Raw genomic sequence first — 21,491 nt, 5'->3', positions numbered from 1 at the left:
AGCGAGACCCGTTATTCGACAGGATCTCGCAATTCTTCCAGCACAGTAATCGCACCTTTCTCAACTTCTATTGAACCCGCTTCGGTAAGCGCTTTTAATGATCGACTCACCGAGTTGCGAGACATACCTAAAATCGTTGATAGCTGCTCATTTGAAAGGGTAAGTGTAGAGCTGTTCACTGTATCACCAAGTAACGTGAGCGCTAAATGTACTTTGCGATCCATATCTTTCTCATGACTCCAATAGAGTAGCTGTGCAAAATACATAGTCTTCTTGGCCTGTGTTCGCACCAATAATTTATTCAGCTCTAAATTTTCATCTAGCAAGGACTTAATGATTGCTGCTGGAACAAGCACAACCCGCGCCTTAGACCAAGATTGAATGACAGTATTGACTTTATTGGCCATGATAATTGGATTCTCGAAAATACTCGAACCACTCCCGAGTAACCCGACAAGCCTATTAACGCCATCATGATCAACACGCTCTACCCCAAACACCCCATCCATCACTAAGGCAAAATGCGTCGGCTCTTGCCCTCTTACTCCAAGAAAGTCGCCAACTTGAACGGTTTGAACCGTGCCCACCTCAAGAAAAAGGTCAGCTAAGTCTATGGGAACGTTAAATACTTTCGCTATTTCCAATGCTGTCGTCATACGCCGCCGAGTTCGGTTAATCACACTGCCGTTGATTATAGACTGCATACTCTTAACGACTCAAACTCTGGATTCGGCTTACAATCATTAACTGCCACTTCTGGCAAAGATTCACCGATAAGCGCAGTTCGCTCAAAATCAAACTGATCGAGTATATGACGAATTAGGTTAAGTCTGCCTGTACGCTTACAATTGTTATCCACGATGTACCATGGACAATGTTTCGTATGGGTTTTGCGAAACATGCGTTCTTTAGCGCGAGTGTAATACAACCACTTGTGACGAGACTTAAGATCCATAGGTGATAGCTTCCAACGCTTAGTTACTTTGTTTAGTCGTTCATGAAAACGATTCTCTTGAGTCTGATGTGTGATAGAAAGCCAATACTTCAGCACAATCACACCTTGCCTAACCAAACTTTTCTCGAACGATGGGCAATCTTTTAGAAAGCTCGCGACTTGTTCTTCACTCGCGAAATTCATGACAGACTCTACGCCAGCTCGGGTATACCAACTGCGGTCGAAAATAACCATTTCGCCCTCACTAGGCATCTCTTTCACCCAGCGCTGAAAGTACCACTGTTTTTCTTCAGCATCCGTTGGTTTACCTTTTGCAACGACGCGAACGTGATTAGGGTCGAGCTTATCGACAATTCGCTTGATGCTGCCACCTTTACCTGCAGAGTCTCTACCCTCAAAAACGATAACGACTTTGAGGCCGTTTTTAATAATGTGCCCTTGAAGCTGAACTAACTCTTCTTGAAGCTTTTTTAGCTGCTTCTTGTACTTCTTTTTCTTCATTTTCTTATTATCAAGTGCACTATTCATTGTTCAGCTTCTGATCCTCTTTTAGGTTGCGAGCCTTGATAAACTCTTGCACATTCTTTGGAAGTACAGGGCCGTAGCTGCCTAAGCTGCCGCAACAGACGCTAATACAGACTTCTTTTAGCTCGTTGCCCTTGTCACACACTTTTTTGACAATTCCCTTTTCTGCTTTGACTCTTAAAAACACACTCAAGAAAACCATTACTGCGATTGCTATAAACACAACAATAAGCATGCTGTCACCTTTCTATTAATAGAGTTAATAATTGATAGAGATATTAGATAAGAAAAGAGCCCCACCCGAGCCAAGAGACCATCCTTGGAGTCCGCTCTGGGCGGGGCAAATCGTTAAATCGTTAAATCGTTAGAACGCGTAATACAAGGTTGCTGCAACACCACCTAACGCATTGAGTCGCTCTGCTGCTTCGCCGTGTAGAATTTCCACATCGACATTGTTCGTCATCGCTTCTACCAGAACCATGTTGAACTTCTGAGCGTTCACTGGGTGTGGCAAGTAAATGCGTCGTACCTGACCGTTTTCCAGCGCGGTCATGACTGCATCCAGACCAAATGCGCTGCGGTCACAAGTGTTTTGACGAATCAGTAGTTCTTGTACCAGAGACGTATCTTGCACCTGCTCATACTCATCTGCGATAACTCGAACCATGCGCTTTAGATCGCGCTCAGATACCTTGAATGGGATCGGCTCAATGGATACCAGACGCTCAGCTACCGTATGGTGCAGTTCATTAGCCACCTGCTTAGCAATCTTTAGGTTTCCACCTAAAATGATGCGATCAAAATCCGTATCTTCCATAAAGTGGGCATTAATCTCTTCTGCCGCACTGCCATAGATACGTCTTTCTGTATCAAGGTCGCGCCTTTCTGAAGCTTGCGTGCGTGACTTTTTGCCACCTGGTCGCAAGAACACACCACTTTCAACACCGCTATCAACAAGTTGCTCGCTGCCGTTTGTGTTTAGGTTTACAGAGATAACGCGGTGTTCTTTTTCAGAGAACAGTACCACTAGGTACTTACCGTAGCGGTGCAATTGAGAAAGTAGTTCAGATACCTGAGGTAGCCCGAAGTGCACCTTGTTTTCCACAGGAAGCGGTAAGTCAACGATCATGCCATCTACAAAGTCAGTAAGAATCATTGCCGCCTTGCCACGAGGCTCATGCTGAGCAAATGCTTCCAGTGTTTTTTCTTCAATGTATTCCCAAGTGAGTGCAGTGCCGACCTTGCTCTCTGCATCTGCCTTTTGCTCTGGCGTTAGCATGTCGAACTGGTTCTTTAGTTCAATCATCCAAGCTGGACGCTCACGCTGGTTGGTGTAATCGCTTGGATCCAAGTTAGCGTACACGGTCATCATGTTTGACTTAGTTTCTTGGTGGTCATCGATGTAGCTACGAAGTGACACAAACAGGTCTTGAATTGTATTGTTCATAATGTTTTCTCATTGATTGAATACGTTTAACTGTTCCTGCACGCACTCTTAGTGCACAGGATTTGCGAACTGTTGAATTAAGCTCTTGGCACATCTGACAGACACGAGCATTATCGAGCGATACTTAAATCGCTGAATAAGGACGAGATGCCAGCGTAAGGACTCATGACCAACTTTGGTCACGCACCCTGTCTTTACCCTTAACAGAGAGCACTCGTCATGACCCCAAATCTTGATAACTTCGACCTAAGCCTACTTCCTGTTGTTAGAAGCCTTGTAAAGTACAAAAGCACTAAGGCAACGGCTCTTCATCTAGGTATCTCTCAAGCCAGCGTCAGCCGTAATGTCGCCAAAATAAATCAAGCCTTCGGACAAAACCTCTTTACTCGCAGCGCACATGGCATGGAGGCATCACCTCTTGCTAGACGTTTGGCAAGTGTGACCGACCAAATGCTTGCACCGCTTCAAAATGCACTTGACGAATTGTCTGAATTTGATGCCACTCTCTATTCTGGTGACGTCTCTTTGGTCATTGACCCTTACATCCTTGAGGAACAAGCTGATGCACTTACCAAAGCCTGTGCTGATGCTTTTCCTAACGCTAAGCTTTCTTTTGACATTTGGCACCCTAATGCCGCTGAGGGGCTTAAATCAGGTGATTACCACTATTGCATTACCGACCAAGACATCGTGCTACCTCAAGCGATATACCAAGAGAAACTTTACGAGGAGTCTGCGGTGATCATTGCTCGTGAGCATCACCCTATCCTCTCTGCTCCTTTTGATTTAAGTGATGTACAGGGTTTGCCAATCGTCTCCATTCCTGCTCCCGATGGACACAAATCAACATTCAATATTGAAGGTCTGTTTCGTAATACCGAACTGGAACCTAATATTGTTATGCAAACACTTAATTTACGCTCAGCCGCCAGTTATTTAAAAAATAGTGACGCTATTATGTTTGGTAGCCCTTCATCGGCAATGCATTACCAAGGCATTGAAACTTACTCTATTAGTAAGATTAACGTTAACCTTCCTCACTACGATATATATGGTGGGTTTAGCCAAATAAAAAGAAATAACCCGTTAACTCAACATGTCCATAGTGTGATTCAGGGAGCGTTTAGAAACAAGCAATTCCCGTTTCAATAATGAATAGCTGATATGCAATGTCGTGGCAGATTATTCATGTATATTGAATATCGAAGCGCGGCAGACTCGCGTTAAACTAATTTTCAATAGAGGTAATAATGATTATCGCAAGATTCTTCTTAATGATGGCTATATTCTTTGAGGTAGCAGGTACGAGCTCAATGAATGTTGCAGGTCAAGGAGGAAACATTCTTAACTACGTATTAATGTACGTTCTAATTTCAGTTTCTTACTACTTTCTTGCTCTTGCAGCTAAAAAGATCCCAATCGGTATCGCCTATGCTTGCTGGGAAGGTTTGGGTATTGCTCTGATTACTTTAGTGTCCATCTTCTATTTTGGCGCGACACTCAATATGCAAGAAATTTTCGGATTAGTACTCGTTGTCGCTGGTGTTGTTATGGTGACACTTGGTGAAGAACACCACACAGAACAGCCTGAGCCAGTAAAAGTAAAGAGCGTTACTAAACCAAAGATTCAAACCGCTAAGTTAAGGTAGGAAGCAAACATGAACTCTATTCTAAACATCTATTTTGGATACGTAGTGCTTGCAGCACTGTTAGACGTTGCCGCTAATATGGCGCTGTCAAAGTCTGAAGGTTTTAAGAAGCGTAAATGGGGCTTCTCTGCTATCGCTCTGGTACTGCTTGCATTCACGCTTTTGGCGCAAGCGGTAAAAGGTATTGACCTTGCGATCGCTTACGCAAGCTGGGGGGCAATCGGTATTCTCGGTACGGCATTGGGCGGCTACCTACTATTTAACCAAAAGCTTAAGAGAATTGGTTGGGCGGGCATCTTTACAGTTATTGCGGCAATCATTGTATTGAAAACAGCTTAATCTCGTTTTTACAAACACTAAATCTATAAGTTAGCGCGGAGAAAGGATATTTGGGGGGCTCATCCATGCCTGAATAATAATAACATGATGAGCCATCTTTTCTCCGCCACCTTTCCCCAAATAATTTAAAGTTAAATCAAACTATAACTAATAATCACTATCACAGTTGAATATTATGAACTTTTACAAGAATCCTCCGAGAGCACTGTTGTCACAGCTTAGTGATGAAGAAATATCTGCAGTCGTCGCATTGTACAGTGTCAGCACACAGTTTGGTCAAGGTGCATACCTATTTAATCGAGATATTGGCATTTGGCTAAGCGATCTATCCTTCCAAGTTCAACTTCCTGATAACAATGGACTTGGATTTTATACAATAGAGCGTGAAGTACTTGATTCACTTGTACGCAAAAGCATTATCCACAAGCAAAATACGATTCTATCTCGATGCCTACAGAAAATTTCTGCTTATCAAATTACTCCAAAAATAAAAGAGAAAATTGGCAACTGGTTAATCGAAAATGAAATCTCACTTCCGATATTAGTCGATTTTAATCTAAGTGCATCGCTAAAAGGCTAATCACTATGAATCTCAACGTTCAGGAGCTTGAAGACTACACCTATTCAAGGAACTACCAGGACCAATACATTGACGAGTTTGTTCACAGTAGTGATGACAGACAACTGCAATTTCTGATGCTCAATGATGTCGAGCATTGTGTTTTTGTTTTGCAGCACTGCCCTCATGGGCAAGTTCAGCATCTTCTTGAAGAGCTAGAAATGCTCGGACATGACAAAAAAGTACGCTACATCGCGATGCAGCTCGGCATTATCCACTCAGAAGCAGAGACCAACCGTGACTACCTGACCACCAGTGTCGGAGAGCATGTATTCCAGCGAATAGGCTGGATTATTACGTTGGCACTGCTTGGTATTGTTTCCGGCCTGATCATTGCGAAATATGAAGATACCTTAAGCACCTTAGTTTTACTTGCTGTGTATATGCCGGTCATTGCCGCTGCAGGTGGTAACACGGGCAGCCAAGCGGCAACGCTGGTGATCAGGGCACTTGCCACTGGTGAGCTAAAAAAACAGCAATGGCTTCAGGTTGCTTGGAAGGAACTACGAGTTGGCACACTCATCGCCATTGTGCTGGCAATCATTATTGCGGCGCGCGTTCTTATATTTAGCGGCGCTACAAGCCACTCCGGATTCGCACTCACAGACATCGCTTTTGCTATTTCAGTAGCGCTGTTTATTCAGGTGGTTATTTCGACTGTCTTGGGTGGTGTCCTGCCAATCGTGGCTAGGGTATTTAAGCTTGACCCTGCTGTACTTGTGAGCCCGGTACTTGCCTCTATCGTCGACATCTCTGGCATCTGGATTTACTTCACCATCGTCAGCCAATATCTCGGCATTCGATGAGAAAACACAGACATTTTATTTTTTATATTCACTTCCCCAAATGGATGTAATTCATTTCAACGGACTGGCTAAACATTGGAGATATCAATGTGAAAACACCATGGTTCAACATCAGTACAGCTGGTGCAATAAATAACCTTCAGACCACTAAGAGCTCAGGATTATGCTCGGCTGAAGCGGCTTCTCGCCTCGAACACTATGGCGAGAATGCCCTCACAGAAGCGGCTGCAAAGCCAATGTGGCAACTCTATCTAGAGCAGTACAAAAACCCGCTCGTATTCATTCTGGCGATTGGTTCGATTGTGTCAGCAATGACAGGTCATATGGTTGACGCGATTGCGATTGCGGTGATCATCATGATCAATACTGGTATCTCTTTCTGGCAAGAGCGTAAAGCTCATAAAGGGATGCAAGCACTCAAGGAGATGGCTGCGCCTCAAGCCGAGGTAATTCGTGATTCGAATTGGCAAATGATTCCGGCAAAAGAACTGGTACCTGGCGATATTATCAAGCTAAACACCGGTGATATTCTGCCTGCGGACGTCCGTATTTTGGAGGCGCATCAGCTTGCTATCGACGAGGCTGCGCTCACCGGTGAATCCGAGCCCGTGACCAAGTCCGTCGATACAATTGGCGACCAAGACGTAGCGCTCGGTGACCAAAAGAACATGGCGTTTATGACAACTATGGTCACAACAGGTACTGGACTTGGCGTTGTGACTGCCACTGGCATGCAAACTGAGGTCGGCCACATCGCTGAGATGATGAACCAGACACCTCTCACTAAGTCGCCAATGCAAGTTCGCATGGACAACCTTGCGCATCTATTGCTGTTTGTTGGACTTGGCATCGTGGCCCTAGTCTGTGGTGTCGGTTTCTATCATGGTATGCCTGTTCTCGACATTTTGACGACAGGTATTTCATTGTCTGTTGCCGCCATACCAGAGGGATTGCCGACTGTTGTGACTATTGTACTCACGATGGGCTCGACGCGCATGGCGAAAAACAACGCTCTTGCGAAGCAGCTTTCTGCTATCGAGTCGCTAGGATCAGTGACGGTTATCTGTTCGGACAAAACCGGTACGCTTACTCAAAACCAGATGCAAGTGGTTAAAGCTTACGACACCACGAATCACTTTTGGGACGTAACAGGTAAAGGCTTTGAGCCAAAGGGCGAGTTTGTCGCAGACGGTCACGACAATCGTCTTGCACACGCGTCAAGCCTGAATCAAGGACTGCTGATTTCTGCACTATGTAGCGACTCAAAAGTCATAGAACAAGACGGTAAGTTAGTCGTACAAGGCAGCCCAACTGAAGGCGCAATGGTGGTGGCGGCAGCGAAGGCTGGTTTTGTCAAAGATACTCTGCTTTGTGATGGTGGCTACCAAATCGTCAAGAAATTCCCGTTTGATTCTACTCGCAAGATGGCATCAGCCGTGGTGAAGTCTCCAAATGGTGATTACTTTCTTGCAGTCAAAGGCGCGCCAGATGTGCTGCTAACCAAGGCATCTAGCTTCCAGACAGGAACTAACTTCGCGGGCATGAGTGCGACTCAATTCGACAACGCAAAACAAGCCTTCGAAACCGCAATTGATCGTTTCGCCAATCGAGCACTTCGCACTATCGCTGTTGGCTTTAAGCCACTCTCAACAAATCAGCTTGATCTCGAGGCGAGCGATTTAGAGCAAGATTTTTGTCTCACGGCACTGTTTGGCATTATCGATCCACCAAGACCAGAAGTGAAAGAAGCCATCGAGCAATGCTACCGCGCAGGTGTTCGTACTGTGATGATCACTGGTGATCACGCAGCGACAGCAAAGGCTATCGCCAAAGAAATTGGCATCATACGTAGACCAGAGCACAAAGTGGTGACGGGCACCGAGCTTGATCATATGGACGACAATCAGCTTCGAGCGATTTGTCCTTCTGTCGCTGTGTTTGCTCGCGTGACGCCTGAGCACAAACTAAGAATCGTCAAAGCGCAGCAAGAGAACCTCGAAGTTGCCTCTATGACAGGTGATGGCGTGAACGATGCTCCTGCGCTCAAGCGAGCGGATATCGGTGTCGCCATGGGTATCACGGGGACATCCGTTGCTAAGGATTCAGGTGATATGATTTTGCTTGATGATAACTTCAGCACCATTGTTAAGGCAGTACGCCAAGGTCGTCAGATTTTCGATAACCTGCGAAAGTTCATGCGACAAGCATTGACAGCTAACGTCGCAGAGGTATCGGTTATCCTGTTTGCGTTCCTTGCGATGGGACCTGAAACCGTTTTGCCACTGACGCCATTGATGATTCTATGGGTGAACTTGGTATCCGATGGCCTACCTGCTTTAGCGCTGGGTATGGAGCCTCAAGAGCATGACTTGATGGATAGAAAGCCTCGCAAACGAAACGAGCCATTCTTCTCTGATGGCCTAGGTGTGAGGATTCTTACCCGTGGTTTGGCGCTGGGTGCGCTCAGCTATGTCTCGTTTGCGTGGGCACTGAACAGTGGATTTAGCACGCAATATGCTCAGACTATTGCGTTCTTGATGCTGATCTTTGCACAGCTATGGCACCTATTCGATAGCCGAACGTTTACTACGCTGTTTAGGAAGAATCCGTTTACCAATCTATATCTACTGGGCGCTATTGCATTGTCAGCCACACTATCACTCTGTGTGGTCTACACCTCAATGGGTCAATATGTGTTTAGCACTGAACCTCTTGCTTTGCATCACTTATCTTGGATTGTGATCGTATCGGGCGGACTGACATTCGTGTTGTCATCAGTGAAAGAACTGACTAAGACGAAGTGGCTATAACTCGTAGCCACTATTAGTCATAAACTAATCATCAGAGGGCGGTCTTAGTACCGCTCTCATTTTTCCCGTCATAGAACGCTCTTTTCCTACGGTCCTCAACATATCTCTCCATTCTGCAAAAGTCACAATAAAAGGATTAAAGCTTTTGACTGGTTTACTGATGCCATACCGCACTGTTTCCACCTCAGGTTCAAAGGTTCCAAACAGCCTATCCCATATAATCAGCACGCCAGCGTAGTTCTTATCGATATACTGAGCGTTGACCCCATGATGCACGCGGTGGTGAGAAGGCGTGTTAAACACCCATTCCAAAGGACCAAGCTTGCGAATCCACTGAGTATGCACAAAGAACTGTAGCCCCAAGTTGAGTAAAACCACAAACACCACCCATTTGGGTTCGAATCCAATAATGACAAGGGGCATCCAAAATAACCACATGCCAGCCAGCGGATACATCAGGCTTTGACGAAATGCAGTGCTGAAATTCATGTTCTCCGAGCTATGGTGAACAACGTGTGCCGCCCACATCCAACGCACTCTATGACTGGCGCGATGGAACCAGTAATAAAAGAAATCTTGCAGCAGCATGAGGAGCAGAAACAGCGGAAGCGACATTTCTATGTTAAATAGCTTCCATCCAAACACGAGTAGGTAAAGCTTAGCGATGAATAAACCTGCCATTAAATCAGACAGTTGATGTAATCCCGCAAGAGAAAAGTTACAGGCCAATTCCTTGAAAGAGTATCGCGCCGAAGCAGGTAGCCTGTTGCTTCTTTGCCCAAACCAATATTCCAACCCCATCATGAGCAGAAAAATGGGGGCTAACGCAATCAGTAGCAGTTCAGGTTTATCCGCGAGGGTTTCCATACTTGTCCTTGTTCCTATTTTACCTAGTCAATGCTTACCATTTGGCGTAATGATCTTCCGTCAACCCCAGTACATTCTCCAGCTCATAGCTACGTCCATTCGATAGTGAAATCGTCCCAGAAAACGTGCCCACAAACTGGCGAAAGTTACTTTTAAGTAGCCAAAGGTTGAGTCGCTCCTTGCGCACATTCTTAGGGGAAAAACGAAGGTCTATCAACCCGTTAGAGTCGTAAATTCTCCAAGCAGAATCAGGATCGTGTCGATCAAACTCAAACAGCACGGCTGGAAGAAGCACTCTTTGCCCATCTATCCATAAGGCATTCTCGCTCACCCCAGTTTCATTCACGCCTGCCGCGAGATTTAACCCTAGTCGGGTTCCTTCAGAATCTGCGCTGATGCTCGCCCAGCGCCAGCTTGTCTCACGGCGCATAAATCCCGCAGAAAAGTCATAGCCTGCCCGCGCGTTGCTGAGCGAAACCGATTTACCAGCAACGTTCAAACTGCCGGAGACATTGAGCGCATTATGCTTTTGAGTGTAGGTCCAGCCCGAATAACCGGTAGGCGAGCTCACCATAATGGGGGCACTGTCATGACTCGGCGGCGTCAGTGTAATATCCATAGAGAAGTGCTTAGATTTAACCGCAGCGCTCCAGACACCTTCTTCGATTTGTAACGTCAGTGCGCCGCCGTTGAACACGGCTTTCCCTTGCCAAGGCGACGGAGTCATGAAATAGCCAAGCCCTAATGGTCGAAGCCAGCTTTGCTCTAGCAGCTCATTTCGCTTGATGTCGTAGAGGTAGCAAAAGCTATTGCCGACATAACGTATATCGGCGATCGCAAAACCAATGACATAATCTGGCGTGAACACGCTAATGAACTGGAACTGTTTGTAGTGGAAGTACTTGGCAACCGAACTGCGCTGTTTGTCCATGGTCGAGAAATAGCGAAAACTCTCTACGTCCAGCTGCTCTGGTATAGAGGTGAGATATCCCTGCAACGGACGCCCAGTCTCATCGATTAAGGTTTTAATTTGCTGAATTGACGAGAGTTCCATACTCGAGCACCCATAACGTGGTCATAGATTGTACAAGTATGAATCAGATTTTATCGACTCGACGAAGGTTAGAGCAAAAGCACCAAAGCGATCACAGTTTCAATAATTTCCGTTAAGAACTACGTGAAGTCCGTTAAGAACCACGTGAAAAACGTGGCACAAAAAGAAAGGGCTGACGCATAGGTCAGCCCAAAAGGAATGAATATTTTGGTTCAATCGACTGTCGACAAAATTGAATCGGCGGTACCCATAGATACGCTCTTATCAGCTACATGACGACCACCATCGTCATAAAGCGAGATTCGGAAACCATCGTCGGACAGGATCTCTTCCATAGGAGCCTTCAACCACATAGCTGCTATATCACCGCACTTTTTACTGAACGCTTCACCAAGCATGATTTGCTCATTAGCTACTTGATAAAACACTCTTATTTTAGATTGTTGGATCATATCTCCCCCCTCCTGCACACCACTATATTTAGGGTGAACATTGATTTTAATCAATTGGAGAAAAACAGCTACTCTCAAAAATGAGAATTTGAAATTCCCTTTAGAGATCAGATTATTGTGAACTAGATCCAATTTTCATATATAAATAACTAAAAAGCATATTCAACCAATCGCATTTCAGGGCAAATGAATCAAGATAACTTCTCAAGCGGTAAGAATATATCTTGAGTTCTCGTTAAGAACCCGTAGTCAGGAAACATCGGTTGATTGTCTAGATATCGACGCAACATGTCACCAGCAACCGTACTGATCACAGTTTTGACACTCTTTTCGTTATAGCTTCTTTGCAGTTTAAGCGTCTGCCCCCACTCTCCTTTTGGCGTTGAGATCGCAACAGAGAACTGCTCGTTTTCTAATTTGCCTGTCGAGATCGCGATATCGGCCGAACAGTTTCCTTTCGTCGCTCCTGCCAGTGCCAATGTTGCACCTAACTGTTCGCTATCACGATCTAACGGAGATGCGGTTTTGGAACCTAAGATCCAAGTCGCCCCGCAACACTGCGATACTTTCTCACTGTCTTGCAACCAAGACGCTAAACAACCCTTGGTGGAGTGTTCCGAGATGGCAATGGTCGGCTTATGCACTTCAACTAGGTGTCCGATACGCTCCAACATAGGCTCATCGACACTGACGACATTGCTATGCAGCAGTTTCTCTATCATAGCAAGTACGCGAGCACCGGTTTCTAAGTCGTCAGACGGGCCAAATAGCTTTACTTCAATGAACGGTAAGTAAGAGCGGTAGCCAAGCTCATAATCGGCGGGAAGCTGTAAGTTCGATAGCGTGTCAGCAATACCAGACTCAGACAGACCGAAGGTAAAAATACGTCGACATACTCGGCCCTGCTGATTCGGGAACTGAGCTTTTAGGTCGGGGATGATCTGCTCAATGGTCATCTTCTTAAACTCACTTGGCACGCCCGGTGTAAAGTAAAATAAGCAGTCGTTGATCATCATTTTAAAGCCGCAAGCGGTACCGATTGGGTTATCCACTACCGAGGCACTAGCGGGCAACATTGCTTGCTTTATATTGCTCTCAGGCATGAGTTTACCGCGTTTCGCGTAGAAGGATTTTAGGTTATCGAGCCATCCTTGATTCAATACCAAAGGCTCGTCCGCGGCTTCTGCCGCTACTTCAGCGCTCAGATCATCCGATGTAGGACCTAAACCACCGTTCACAATGATGACATCTAGGTTGAGACTCAACATCACCAACTCTTGCAGCAAAGACGCTCGCTGGTCACCAACCGTCGAGCGTTTATACATAGAAAACCCATGCTCATAAAAGACACGACTGAGCCAAGCGGCATTGGTGTCCACAATGTCACCATATAGAACCTCTTCTCCAGTACTCAGCATCGCTATTTTAGGCATGATCTCTCCTTATTCGTTTTTCTTTAAGAATGACATGAGTTAAAGAAATAGCAATAGCGACAACTAAGCAAATCATAGGATTAGCAGAACCTTTACCAAACCATACTGTACGGTCGGTATGGGCATGGTTATAATGGTCAATCTACTCGTGGGAAGTGAACTATGGCAGATTTAAAACAAACACTACTGGATGCAGGTTTTGAGCTTATCAGCGAGCATGGTTTTGCTGGTATCGGCATCATGAAGATTATCCAACAAGCAAACGCAACCAAAGGCTCTTTCTACCATCACTTCAAATCAAAAGAAGACTTCGGACGCCAGCTGCTCGAGGGCTACTTCGAGGATCACCTCGCCACTGTCATATCATACCTCAGCGATGAAGATTTGCCGTTTGCCGATCGCGTTTTGAATTACTTCGAGTTCTGGTCTGAATCAAAAGTCACATGCGAGTTTCAAATTAAATGCTTAGTGGTCAAGCTTTCCGGAGAGATCGCAGGGACATCGTCAAGCATGCAAGCCGAACTCGATAAGGGGGCTGAAAAGGTCATTAATCGAATGGCAGATTACTTCACCGAGGGGAATACGCTAGGTGTCATGTCTATCTCAGAACCGTATGCGGCATCTCGCTCCCTTTACGCTAAGTGGTTAGGCGCGACTTTACTTTGTGCGGTTCAAAAGGATAGAGCTCATTTAGAGCAAGCGATGCGTGAAACCGCGCAGTTGGTCGGTAGCAACTAGTTTTACTAAGCTCTCATACTTTGGCTGTCAAAAAAGGGCTGTTTCCAGCCCTTTATTCATTTAACGCCCTATTCCCGATGCATCGACGGCTTCGGGTTCAAACGTCAGTGGTGGCCACTCTTTGAAGGTCTCCAAGTGCTGCTTAACCGCAGCTTGCGCAGGACCAAATGCCCACATTTTTTTACCCATCCAGTTAATGTACATCCCGGACTCTTCTGCAGCTCGCTCGTAAGGGTCTCGTCGAAGATTAAACAACAATGGCGCGTTAAGCTCTTCTTTTGGTCCGCTCCAGCCGTGATTTTGCACCACAAAGTGTGCCTTCCAATCGCCAACTCGCACTGCCTGCAACCTATCACGCTCATAGTAGATGATCTCTTTACGATTTGAAGGTCCTTGCTCTGTTAGCATCGACATTTGGTTGTAGCCATCTAAGTGCGCTTTGTAGCCTTCATAGCCCGTCAACATCTGCTCTTTCAGGTCACTTGGTCCACCAGCAGCCTCAACGAGCGTTGGCAACCAATCCATACCATCAAACATGCCGTTGTGAACTTTGCCCGCGGGAATTTTCCCCGGCCAGCTAACAAGCAATGGTGCCCTCACACCACCTTCCCACGTTGAACCTTTTTCGCCATGAAATGGCGTCATGCCGCCATCGGGCCAAGTCATGATCTCAGGGCCGTTATCCGCCGTGAATATCACTATGGTATTGTCTGCGACACCCAACTCTTCAAGTTTGGCGAGCATTTCCCCCACGTGATCATCAAGGTCTTTCATGACCACTTCTTGTAGCCCCCAGCCATTTTGACCAAGCATGGCCTCATACTCTGGTGATAAATGAGTCCAAACGTGACCCCTTGATGGGCAATACCAGGTAAAGAATGGCTTATCTTCTTTGACGGCACGCTCAATAAAGTTGATGGCGTGTTTGTTCACTTCATCGTCTAAAGTGCGCATTCGATCTGTGGTTAATGGACCGTCATCCGTGATGGTTTGCCCACCTTTGCCATCAGATTTCGCATGAATCACATTTCGAGGGGCAAACTTCTGAAACGCCTCGTCTTTAGGCCAGTCCGGATCTTCGGTGTATTCCATTGCGTTTAAGTGATACAACCACCCCCAATACTCATCAAAGCCATTCATCGTAGGCAATACCGCATCTAGGTCACCAAGATGGTTTTTACCAAACTGACCTGTCGTATAGCCCAGTGTTTTGAGAATTTCTGGTAAAGTCGGTGTATCCGGATTAAGCCCTACTGGGCTTCCCGGCAGACCGACAGTGTGCATACCTGTTCGTACAGGAAACTGGCCGGTAATAAAAGCCGAGCGTCCTGCGGTACAAGATGGCTGTGCGTAGTAGTCGGTGAGCAGCATGCCCTTTTCGGCAATACTATCGATATTAGGTGTCTCACTGCTCATCACCCCACGGTGATAGGCGCTAAGATTTGAGATACCAATGTCATCAGTAAAAATAACAAAGATGTTCGGTGGCTTATCCTCTGCATTTGCTAGCGCACTAAACCCCAATAATGTGACCAATAGAACCCTAATGATATGACGATGCATCCTGCCTCCTTTATACATTCATCCTGCGTACTGTGTTTCCGGTTTGCTACTTCTCAGAAGAATCAGGCCTACTACACCAAAGCCAATCTCCAACAATAAATACACCACGAGTAGCCAATGTGGCATGCCATCAACAACTATGCTTACTACTCGCCCAATACCAAGCCCCAGCATGAAGACAACTAGACTTTGAAGTGCTGACTGAGCTAATAATTGACTTCCAAACGCCCCCATTAGCCAGTAGATAACCAAGGCTAAGTAGAGCCCCATCACCGCCCTGAAGATATGACTAACATTGGTCGCACTCGCATCAATGTCGAACAAAAAGGGTAGAGAAAGATTAGGCATTAAGCCGTAAGAAAGTGCGATTGGCGTAAGTCCTGCAGCGGCTAGTAACAAGAACTTTTGCGTATGCGTCATGTTGCGCCTCCTCTGTTAATTAAGAGACTAGAAGTTGTATCCAGAAATTCAAATTTCCAAATACATCCAGTCGGTTAAAAGCGAACTTTATCGAGTAAACCTTGAAGATTTAGCTGCTGCCCAAGGTCAAATGCACTCACTAACCCATAACTCAAGCCACTCCACCAAATTATGGATACGATAAGCAGGGCAAACGTGGCACTGTGGGATTGACGCAGCCGTTTAGCGATTAATGTGTAAAGGGGGATGCCAACCAGAACGGGGGCAAGTACCGCCATAGTCACATTGCCATAGCGCTTCCATGCCATAACAAAGCGGCGCAGCCTAGGTCTAAAGGGGCGTAAGTTTTTGCGCGAGTAAAGAACAAACGAATATCGTCCTGCAAACCAGCCAGAGTAACCCGCAAGAAGTGCAGGTAGCGCATTGAATAGCAGCATTTCCGGGTAGCTAAAACCGACAAAAGCTGCCAATGCTGGACCCGAATAGGTCTTCCAGATACTCAATAGCGCCATGGCTAAACCCAATAGCAGGTAACTTTCCATCACAGTCTCTCTTTAGCGGTTAGCAGAGATTTCAAGCCCATTTAACGCAAGTATATGCGTAATAATTGGGTCGATATGATGAAATATTTGTTGCCAGCCCTCACACAGATAATTCAGACCTGGATTACCGTACCGGTCGTTTTTTATTCTGTTCTTAGGACACTCACCATGGCAAGCAAACCGATATTGGCACTCATTACACTGCTTTGGCAGTGCTTTTTGTTTTGCAAAACCAAAGGCCATTTGCTGTTTCGAGAACGCAATATCAGCCAGCGACTTATCACTGATATTGCCTACCTTAAAGTCAGGATGTACATAGTGGTCACAAGCGTACACATCGCCATTTGGTTCAACCGCAATGCCCTTTCCACAGATATCGTTAAGTGTACACATGGTGCTTGGTTTACCCATCCACATCCCAAAGAAATTCTCAAAATACGGAACATGAACGCGCCCAAAATCATGTGCCATCCACTCGTCAAATACCTCAGTCAGGAACGCTCCCCATTGTTTGGGCTCAACACTCCATCGAGTTGTAGCTGAAGGGACGGGAATAATCGCAGCCTCGGAATAACGAAGCCAACTTGCCTCCTCGTTGGGGTCGACAACCGGTATAAACTGGATCTGAGACGGCGCCACAATATCTCTTAGAAACCGATACACCTCGAGCGGATGGTTCGCGTTTAGGTTATTCACGCAGGTTAAGGTCGCAAATCGAACCTTGTGGACCTTTAGCTTTTCAACCGCCCGCATCACCTTTTCAAACGTACCTCGCCCACTGCGGTTTTTCCGGTAGTGGTTGTGAAGATGTTCGGGACCATCAATACTCAAGCCTACAAAGAAGTCATGTTGTTTGAAAAATTGACACCACCTGTCATCAACCAAAACGCCGTTGGTTTGAACATCATTGACGATCTTGACGCCCTGAGGTGCGTACTTTCTCTGCAGCTCAACAATCCTCTCGAAGTAGCCTAACCCTAGGAGGGTAGGTTCGCCTCCATGCCAAGAGAAGATGATTTCCTCAGTATTTTGTCCTTGAATGTACTGCCTGATGTAGCGCTCTAGTAACTCATCCGTCATTCGGTACGCCTCACCTTTTGGATAGGCGAGTAGCTGTTGTTTATCAAGGTAGTAACAGTAGTCGCAATTGATGTTGCAGATAGCACCAATCGGCTTAGCCAACGCCTGAAATTTGCTGTGCGCTTTACCTCGAAACTGGGGTACGGATAACGACACGTGGTCGCGCTCAATCATAGAACACTCCTGCAAGTAAACGGTGAATCGACATCCTGTTAAAAATACGGCGTCCTTGCCAAACACAAGACCTACTGGTCGGTATGATGACGACGTAAAATTTTTATTTCACGTTCTCAAACGGGTTCCATTGTTCATCGACTGGCACGATATTCATCGCTTTTTCATACTCCTTGTACGATGCCAGCATCTGTTTGAACAGAGCAGGATACTGAGCCTTCACGTCGTTTGTCTCTGCTGGGTCGAGTTTCGTGTTGTACATATGCCATTGATTATCACCACCCATTCCAACGGAGATTCGAATGATCTTGTAATCACCTTGCAGCAAGATGCCGCTACCAAAGAGTTCAAACGGGATCGGATTACCATCCGAATGAATGATGTCGCTTTGTCCCTTAAAGTACGGAATTAAGCTCTGCCCGCTCATTGGAGCAACTTCTCTACCTTTGTACTCTGTACCAGGATGATTAACGTTAGCTACGTCAAGGATGGTCGCTGCGAGATCTTTCACTTGAGCAAGTTCATTGGTTGATGTTCCTGACTCGAGCGTCCCTTCGCTGTCCAACACATCTTTGGCCGGCTTGATAATCAGTGGTACACGGATGCCGCCTTCGGCAGTATATGCCTTGAACCACGAGAGGCCGCCGGTTGAAGCGCTCGCCCATTCTGGGCCTAAAGAGACACTTGAGTTCGCATTACCTAAGTTTTCAGTACTGTTGTCGAAATGGTGATGAGTCCAAGAGCGAATCAAATCACTCACATTTTCTCCTGTAATATCTGTCGCCTCGGGACCATTGTCGGCAAGGTAGATAATGTAAGTATTGTCATACTCACCAATCTTCTTCAGATAGTCAGTGACCTGACCTATTTGTTTATCTTGGAGTTCCATCATCCCCATCGCAACGGCCATTTTTTTGCCGTACCACGCCTTCTCTTCTTCGGTCAGTTTATCCCATGGTCGGCTTAGGCTGTTTCGTGGAGAAATTTGCGCTTCTTCAGGAATCACGCCCATGTCCTTCATACGTTCAAATCTATCTTTTCTCACGACATCCCAACCATTTTCGACGTAATAATCGACCTTATCTTCAAACGACTCTTTTGGCGCTTGAAGTGGAAGGTGAATCGCGGTAAATGGAAAGTAAGCAAAGAAGGGTTTTCCAGAGTCTTTATTCTTGTCGATCATGCTGATCAACTCTTCTGTGTAGCCTTGATCTGAGTATTCCCCAGGGTACTTATCTTTCACTCGTTGCCCGTTCTCATAAATAGGCTCAGGTTCAACACCCGGCATTCTCCCCTCTTGAATCGCCAGTGCCGTCGCTTCATTTTTGGCAGGAAACATCATATTGCGGTTAAAGTGATTTGAGCCACCAGCCAAGATGCCGTAGCTGCTTTCAAAGCCTCTATCATCAGGTAGATAACCATCCTCATGCCCTAGATGCCACTTACCTGATAGATAAGTGTGATAACCATTGTCTCGCAATAATGTGGCGACAGTGACACCTTTGTGAGTCAAGTAACCTTCATAACCCGGTTTACCGATTGCAGGGGGATAGACGGCATAGTCAAACGTACCAAGCCCCACCTCATGGCTGTTTGCGCCAGTGAGCATCATAGAGCGGGTTACCGATGATGTTGGCGAGGCGTGAAAATTGGTGAATTTGACCCCTTCTTCGGCCAATTCAACCAAATTCGGTGTATCAACCTCAGAACCATACGGCTGGGTATCCGCGAAACCGACATCATCACCGACAATCAGCAAGATGTTCGGCTGTTCCTGAGAAGCGTTCACCGCTGGCGAAATCGCAGCAGCAACTGCAGTACACAATAGAGTTTTGTTACTGTTCATTGAGTTACCTTTGAATAATAAGCTCTCAATTAATGAGCGCTTTGAGACATCCAGTGAAGCAAGTCCAGTGCTTGTGGATGATTTTGATCTGCAGCCTTGCCGATCCAACTGACTGCCATTGAGGCATCTTGCTCACCACCCGTACCAGAAGCGTAAAGCAAACCGAGTTGCAGCTGAGCGTCCGCATAACCATTGTGGGCTGATTGGGACAACCAAGCCCTCGCCTGCTCACTATTCTGCTCTAGGTACGCACTGCCACTATCGAAACCATTTAGATAGTGCATGCCAATTTGATACTGGGCTTTAGCATCACCTTGATATCCGCTTTGAAATGTGACGCCAAGGCTTGAATCTATAGGGGGCGTATCGTCTCTCGCTTGAACAAAAAAGGTCATGCCTACTACTAACAATGCAAATACACTGAGGAATGAAATACGGTTAGCGTTCTTCATTTCAGCCTCCTAACGCATCGCTATAGAAACGTCTGCTGCCCTTTTTTGCTCCCACCAATAGCCCAAAGTCCAAAGTACAACTACGGTATCCATGACGCCTGCCAATATGAAGCCGTTGATATCTGGGTTACCTAAATTGGCTAATAGCAATATCACCATAAAGCCCTTCTCAATCGCTGAGTAAAGCATGATGCTTTCACGCCATTGCGGCTTAAAGGCGGCGCCGATCATCATGACACCCATCATGCCTACCATGATTCCCCAGTGCTGATAGAAAACGAAATCTTGCTCAAGATACGGTAGCTGACCGATATTGCTCACTGCCCACTGTGGGAAGAACGCATAGGCGAGTGCAGCGGCAGTACCGATACCCGTAATTAGCAACATTTTTTCGACGTATTTAGTAAAGAACATAATTAATCTCCAAGGAGCTAGGTGCGTGGTTGGAATGAGTTGTTGAACACACTTTTTGATTACCCAGTTAAGTTAGCCATCCTTGGCAACGCATTTATGGAAGACCTAGCACGCTGCCGCTAGGATCTGCTCTATCTTCTGTTTTGGAATGGCATAAAACTGATAGCTCATGTCTTTTTCGATGCCCTGTGCAATCTCAAGCTGCGTGTCTGCACTTAGACTCCAGTTAGTGAAAGTCTGGTGAGCCTTCACTTGGGCTTGGAAGGCACGCAGTGACAGCACAATCTCGCGATGTTTTTCTTCGGCCGATAGCGATTGAGGAACTTCAAAAATCCCTGCAAGCTTATCGATACTCGGCAGATAGAACTCTGGTAGCGTCTCAATCACCACAGGTAGCAATACACTGTTTGCGTCACCATGCGGAATATGAGCAATAGCACCAAACGCATGCGCGCAGTTGTGAATCGGTATACCGCCTAACGAGGAGTAAAATGCCGAAATGGCCATGGTGCTAGCTAGAAGCAGTTCAGATCTCGCGTTGACGTTGCTTGGGTCTGACACCACTTTTGGAAGGTTGTCTAGAATCAAACGACTGGCTTGAATAGCATAAGCATCGGTAAAGCAGTTACTCATTGGAGAAGCAACGGCTTCAATCGCGTGAGTCAATGCATCCATTGCTGTTGACACCGTGAGTGACACTGGCAATCCAAGTGTCAAAGTCGGGTCTAATACCGCAATATCACACTCAAGGCCAGACACTACTAAACTCGCCTTCACTTGCTCGACATCATTAAAGAACACTGCAATCGGTGACGCTTCTGCGCCCGTACCCGCTGTTGTCGGTACGCCAATATGAGGAACGGTAAATGGCTTAACGTGAGGACCTACATCGATATGTCCACCGCCACGAATCGCGTCGCGAATATCATCGAGTTGGTGCTCAAGCGAATACTTGATGCCTTTCGATGCATCGATCACGCTGCCACCACCGAGCGCCACAATACTGTCCGCTTGAACCTTGTTGGCATATTGAACGGCCTTATTGATGTCATCGCAACTCGCATCAGGTTTTATATCGGTATACACGCCAACGAGTTCGACTTGTTTGTTGCCCTCGAAAACACCAATGAGTTGGTTAACAAGACCAACGCTCTCAAGTCCCACATCGCTGAGTAGCAACACACGATGTGCGCCTTTTGCTGCCAACTGAGCCGGAATATCTCTGATTGAGTCCTCACCCGATAGGACCACAGTACGCATGTTAAACATAAAGTTGTTGTTCATGATTTCATCTCCAAACTAATAA

23 protein-coding genes are annotated in these 21,491 nt (G+C 46.2%); 7 read left to right on the top strand and 16 right to left on the bottom strand.

Going from position 1 to position 21,491, the window contains the following annotated elements; translation table 11 throughout:
* Positions 1 to 11 precede the first annotated feature (11 nt).
* From LY387_RS06080 to LY387_RS06065, 4 genes are all read right to left on the bottom strand, one after another.
* Entirely contained in the window at positions 12 to 704 is a 693-nt protein-coding gene (locus LY387_RS06080) for a Crp/Fnr family transcriptional regulator (protein WP_234495682.1), read from the bottom strand.
* Positions 692 to 1,483, bottom strand: a complete 792-nt coding sequence (gene ppk2, locus LY387_RS06075; RefSeq protein WP_234495681.1) for a polyphosphate kinase 2 — start codon at positions 1,481 to 1,483, stop codon at positions 692 to 694. The genes LY387_RS06080 and ppk2 overlap by 13 nt, the downstream gene beginning before the upstream one ends.
* Positions 1,476 to 1,715 carry a hypothetical protein gene (locus LY387_RS06070; RefSeq protein ID WP_234495680.1) on the bottom strand — a complete coding sequence of 80 codons (240 nt, stop codon included), beginning with the start codon at positions 1,713 to 1,715 and terminating at the stop codon, positions 1,476 to 1,478. Before LY387_RS06070 ends, ppk2 begins: the two co-directional genes overlap by 8 nt.
* A gap of 129 nt (positions 1,716 to 1,844) precedes the next feature.
* Positions 1,845 to 2,927 (bottom strand): hypothetical protein, encoded by a 1,083-nt coding sequence (locus tag LY387_RS06065; protein ID WP_234495679.1) that lies wholly within the window; start codon positions 2,925 to 2,927, stop codon positions 1,845 to 1,847.
* Positions 2,928 to 3,146: 219 nt separating this feature from the next.
* Here LY387_RS06065 and LY387_RS06060 point away from each other — a divergent pair, with 219 nt between their 5' ends.
* The 6 genes from LY387_RS06060 to LY387_RS06035 all read left to right on the top strand — a co-directional run bounded on the left by LY387_RS06060 (position 3,147) and on the right by LY387_RS06035 (position 9,150).
* Positions 3,147 to 4,079, top strand: coding sequence for a LysR family transcriptional regulator (locus LY387_RS06060; protein WP_234495678.1), 933 nt, complete (start codon positions 3,147 to 3,149; stop codon positions 4,077 to 4,079).
* A 98-nt stretch (positions 4,080 to 4,177) separates the two neighbouring features.
* Complete coding sequence (locus tag LY387_RS06055) at positions 4,178 to 4,576, top strand: DMT family transporter (protein ID WP_234495677.1); 399 nt, start codon at positions 4,178 to 4,180, stop codon at positions 4,574 to 4,576.
* 9 nt (positions 4,577 to 4,585) lie between these two features.
* Positions 4,586 to 4,915, top strand: a complete 330-nt coding sequence (locus LY387_RS06050) for an SMR family transporter (RefSeq protein ID WP_234495676.1) — start codon at positions 4,586 to 4,588, stop codon at positions 4,913 to 4,915.
* A 175-nt stretch (positions 4,916 to 5,090) separates the two neighbouring features.
* Positions 5,091 to 5,495, top strand: a complete 405-nt coding sequence (locus LY387_RS06045; RefSeq protein WP_234495675.1) for a hypothetical protein — start codon at positions 5,091 to 5,093, stop codon at positions 5,493 to 5,495.
* Positions 5,496 to 5,500: 5 nt separating this feature from the next.
* Complete coding sequence (locus LY387_RS06040; RefSeq protein ID WP_234495674.1) at positions 5,501 to 6,340, top strand: magnesium transporter; 840 nt, start codon at positions 5,501 to 5,503, stop codon at positions 6,338 to 6,340.
* Between the two features lie 89 nt (positions 6,341 to 6,429).
* Positions 6,430 to 9,150, top strand: coding sequence for a cation-translocating P-type ATPase (locus LY387_RS06035; protein ID WP_234495673.1), 2,721 nt, complete (start codon positions 6,430 to 6,432; stop codon positions 9,148 to 9,150).
* A gap of 24 nt (positions 9,151 to 9,174) precedes the next feature.
* On the opposite strand, the gene LY387_RS06030 is transcribed toward LY387_RS06035, so the two are convergent.
* From LY387_RS06030 to LY387_RS06015, 4 genes are all read right to left on the bottom strand, one after another.
* Positions 9,175 to 10,017 (bottom strand): sterol desaturase family protein, encoded by an 843-nt coding sequence (locus LY387_RS06030; protein WP_234495672.1) that lies wholly within the window; start codon positions 10,015 to 10,017, stop codon positions 9,175 to 9,177.
* A gap of 34 nt (positions 10,018 to 10,051) precedes the next feature.
* Positions 10,052 to 11,071 carry a DUF2804 domain-containing protein gene (locus LY387_RS06025; RefSeq protein ID WP_234495671.1) on the bottom strand — a complete coding sequence of 340 codons (1,020 nt, stop codon included), beginning with the start codon at positions 11,069 to 11,071 and terminating at the stop codon, positions 10,052 to 10,054.
* A 212-nt stretch (positions 11,072 to 11,283) separates the two neighbouring features.
* On the bottom strand, positions 11,284 to 11,523 hold the full coding sequence (locus LY387_RS06020) for a hypothetical protein (RefSeq protein WP_042472241.1): 240 nt from the start codon (positions 11,521 to 11,523) through the stop codon (positions 11,284 to 11,286).
* 191 nt (positions 11,524 to 11,714) lie between these two features.
* Positions 11,715 to 12,956, bottom strand: coding sequence for a CinA family nicotinamide mononucleotide deamidase-related protein (locus LY387_RS06015; protein ID WP_234495670.1), 1,242 nt, complete (start codon positions 12,954 to 12,956; stop codon positions 11,715 to 11,717).
* Between the two features lie 162 nt (positions 12,957 to 13,118).
* Here LY387_RS06015 and LY387_RS06010 point away from each other — a divergent pair, with 162 nt between their 5' ends.
* Positions 13,119 to 13,694: a TetR/AcrR family transcriptional regulator gene (locus LY387_RS06010; RefSeq protein ID WP_234495669.1), complete on the top strand. Its 576-nt coding sequence runs from the start codon at positions 13,119 to 13,121 to the stop codon at positions 13,692 to 13,694.
* Positions 13,695 to 13,754: 60 nt separating this feature from the next.
* On the opposite strand, the gene LY387_RS06005 is transcribed toward LY387_RS06010, so the two are convergent.
* The 8 genes from LY387_RS06005 to LY387_RS05970 all read right to left on the bottom strand — a co-directional run bounded on the left by LY387_RS06005 (position 13,755) and on the right by LY387_RS05970 (position 21,472).
* Positions 13,755 to 15,257, bottom strand: a complete 1,503-nt coding sequence (locus LY387_RS06005; protein ID WP_234495668.1) for an arylsulfatase — start codon at positions 15,255 to 15,257, stop codon at positions 13,755 to 13,757.
* 18 nt (positions 15,258 to 15,275) lie between these two features.
* The gene (locus tag LY387_RS06000; protein ID WP_234495667.1) at positions 15,276 to 15,677 is read right to left on the bottom strand and encodes a DUF4345 domain-containing protein; all 402 of its coding nucleotides are present in this window, start codon (positions 15,675 to 15,677) and stop codon (positions 15,276 to 15,278) included.
* A 74-nt stretch (positions 15,678 to 15,751) separates the two neighbouring features.
* Positions 15,752 to 16,219 carry a hypothetical protein gene (locus LY387_RS05995; protein WP_234495666.1) on the bottom strand — a complete coding sequence of 156 codons (468 nt, stop codon included), beginning with the start codon at positions 16,217 to 16,219 and terminating at the stop codon, positions 15,752 to 15,754.
* Between the two features lie 12 nt (positions 16,220 to 16,231).
* The gene (locus LY387_RS05990; protein ID WP_234495665.1) at positions 16,232 to 17,473 is read right to left on the bottom strand and encodes an anaerobic sulfatase maturase; all 1,242 of its coding nucleotides are present in this window, start codon (positions 17,471 to 17,473) and stop codon (positions 16,232 to 16,234) included.
* A gap of 103 nt (positions 17,474 to 17,576) precedes the next feature.
* A complete protein-coding gene (locus tag LY387_RS05985) occupies positions 17,577 to 19,319 on the bottom strand; it encodes an arylsulfatase (RefSeq protein WP_234495664.1) in 1,743 nt (580 codons plus the stop codon).
* A 29-nt stretch (positions 19,320 to 19,348) separates the two neighbouring features.
* Positions 19,349 to 19,771 carry a tetratricopeptide repeat protein gene (locus tag LY387_RS05980; RefSeq protein WP_234495663.1) on the bottom strand — a complete coding sequence of 141 codons (423 nt, stop codon included), beginning with the start codon at positions 19,769 to 19,771 and terminating at the stop codon, positions 19,349 to 19,351.
* Between the two features lie 9 nt (positions 19,772 to 19,780).
* Positions 19,781 to 20,185, bottom strand: coding sequence for a hypothetical protein (locus LY387_RS05975; RefSeq protein ID WP_234495662.1), 405 nt, complete (start codon positions 20,183 to 20,185; stop codon positions 19,781 to 19,783).
* 105 nt (positions 20,186 to 20,290) lie between these two features.
* On the bottom strand, positions 20,291 to 21,472 hold the full coding sequence (locus LY387_RS05970) for an iron-containing alcohol dehydrogenase (protein ID WP_234496063.1): 1,182 nt from the start codon (positions 21,470 to 21,472) through the stop codon (positions 20,291 to 20,293).
* Positions 21,473 to 21,491: the final 19 nt, after the last annotated feature.

Source organism: Vibrio maritimus (assembly GCF_021441885.1).
GTDB classification, from domain to species: Bacteria; Pseudomonadota; Gammaproteobacteria; order Enterobacterales; family Vibrionaceae; genus Vibrio; species Vibrio maritimus_B.
This window is presented reverse-complemented; position numbering and strand designations above follow the sequence as displayed.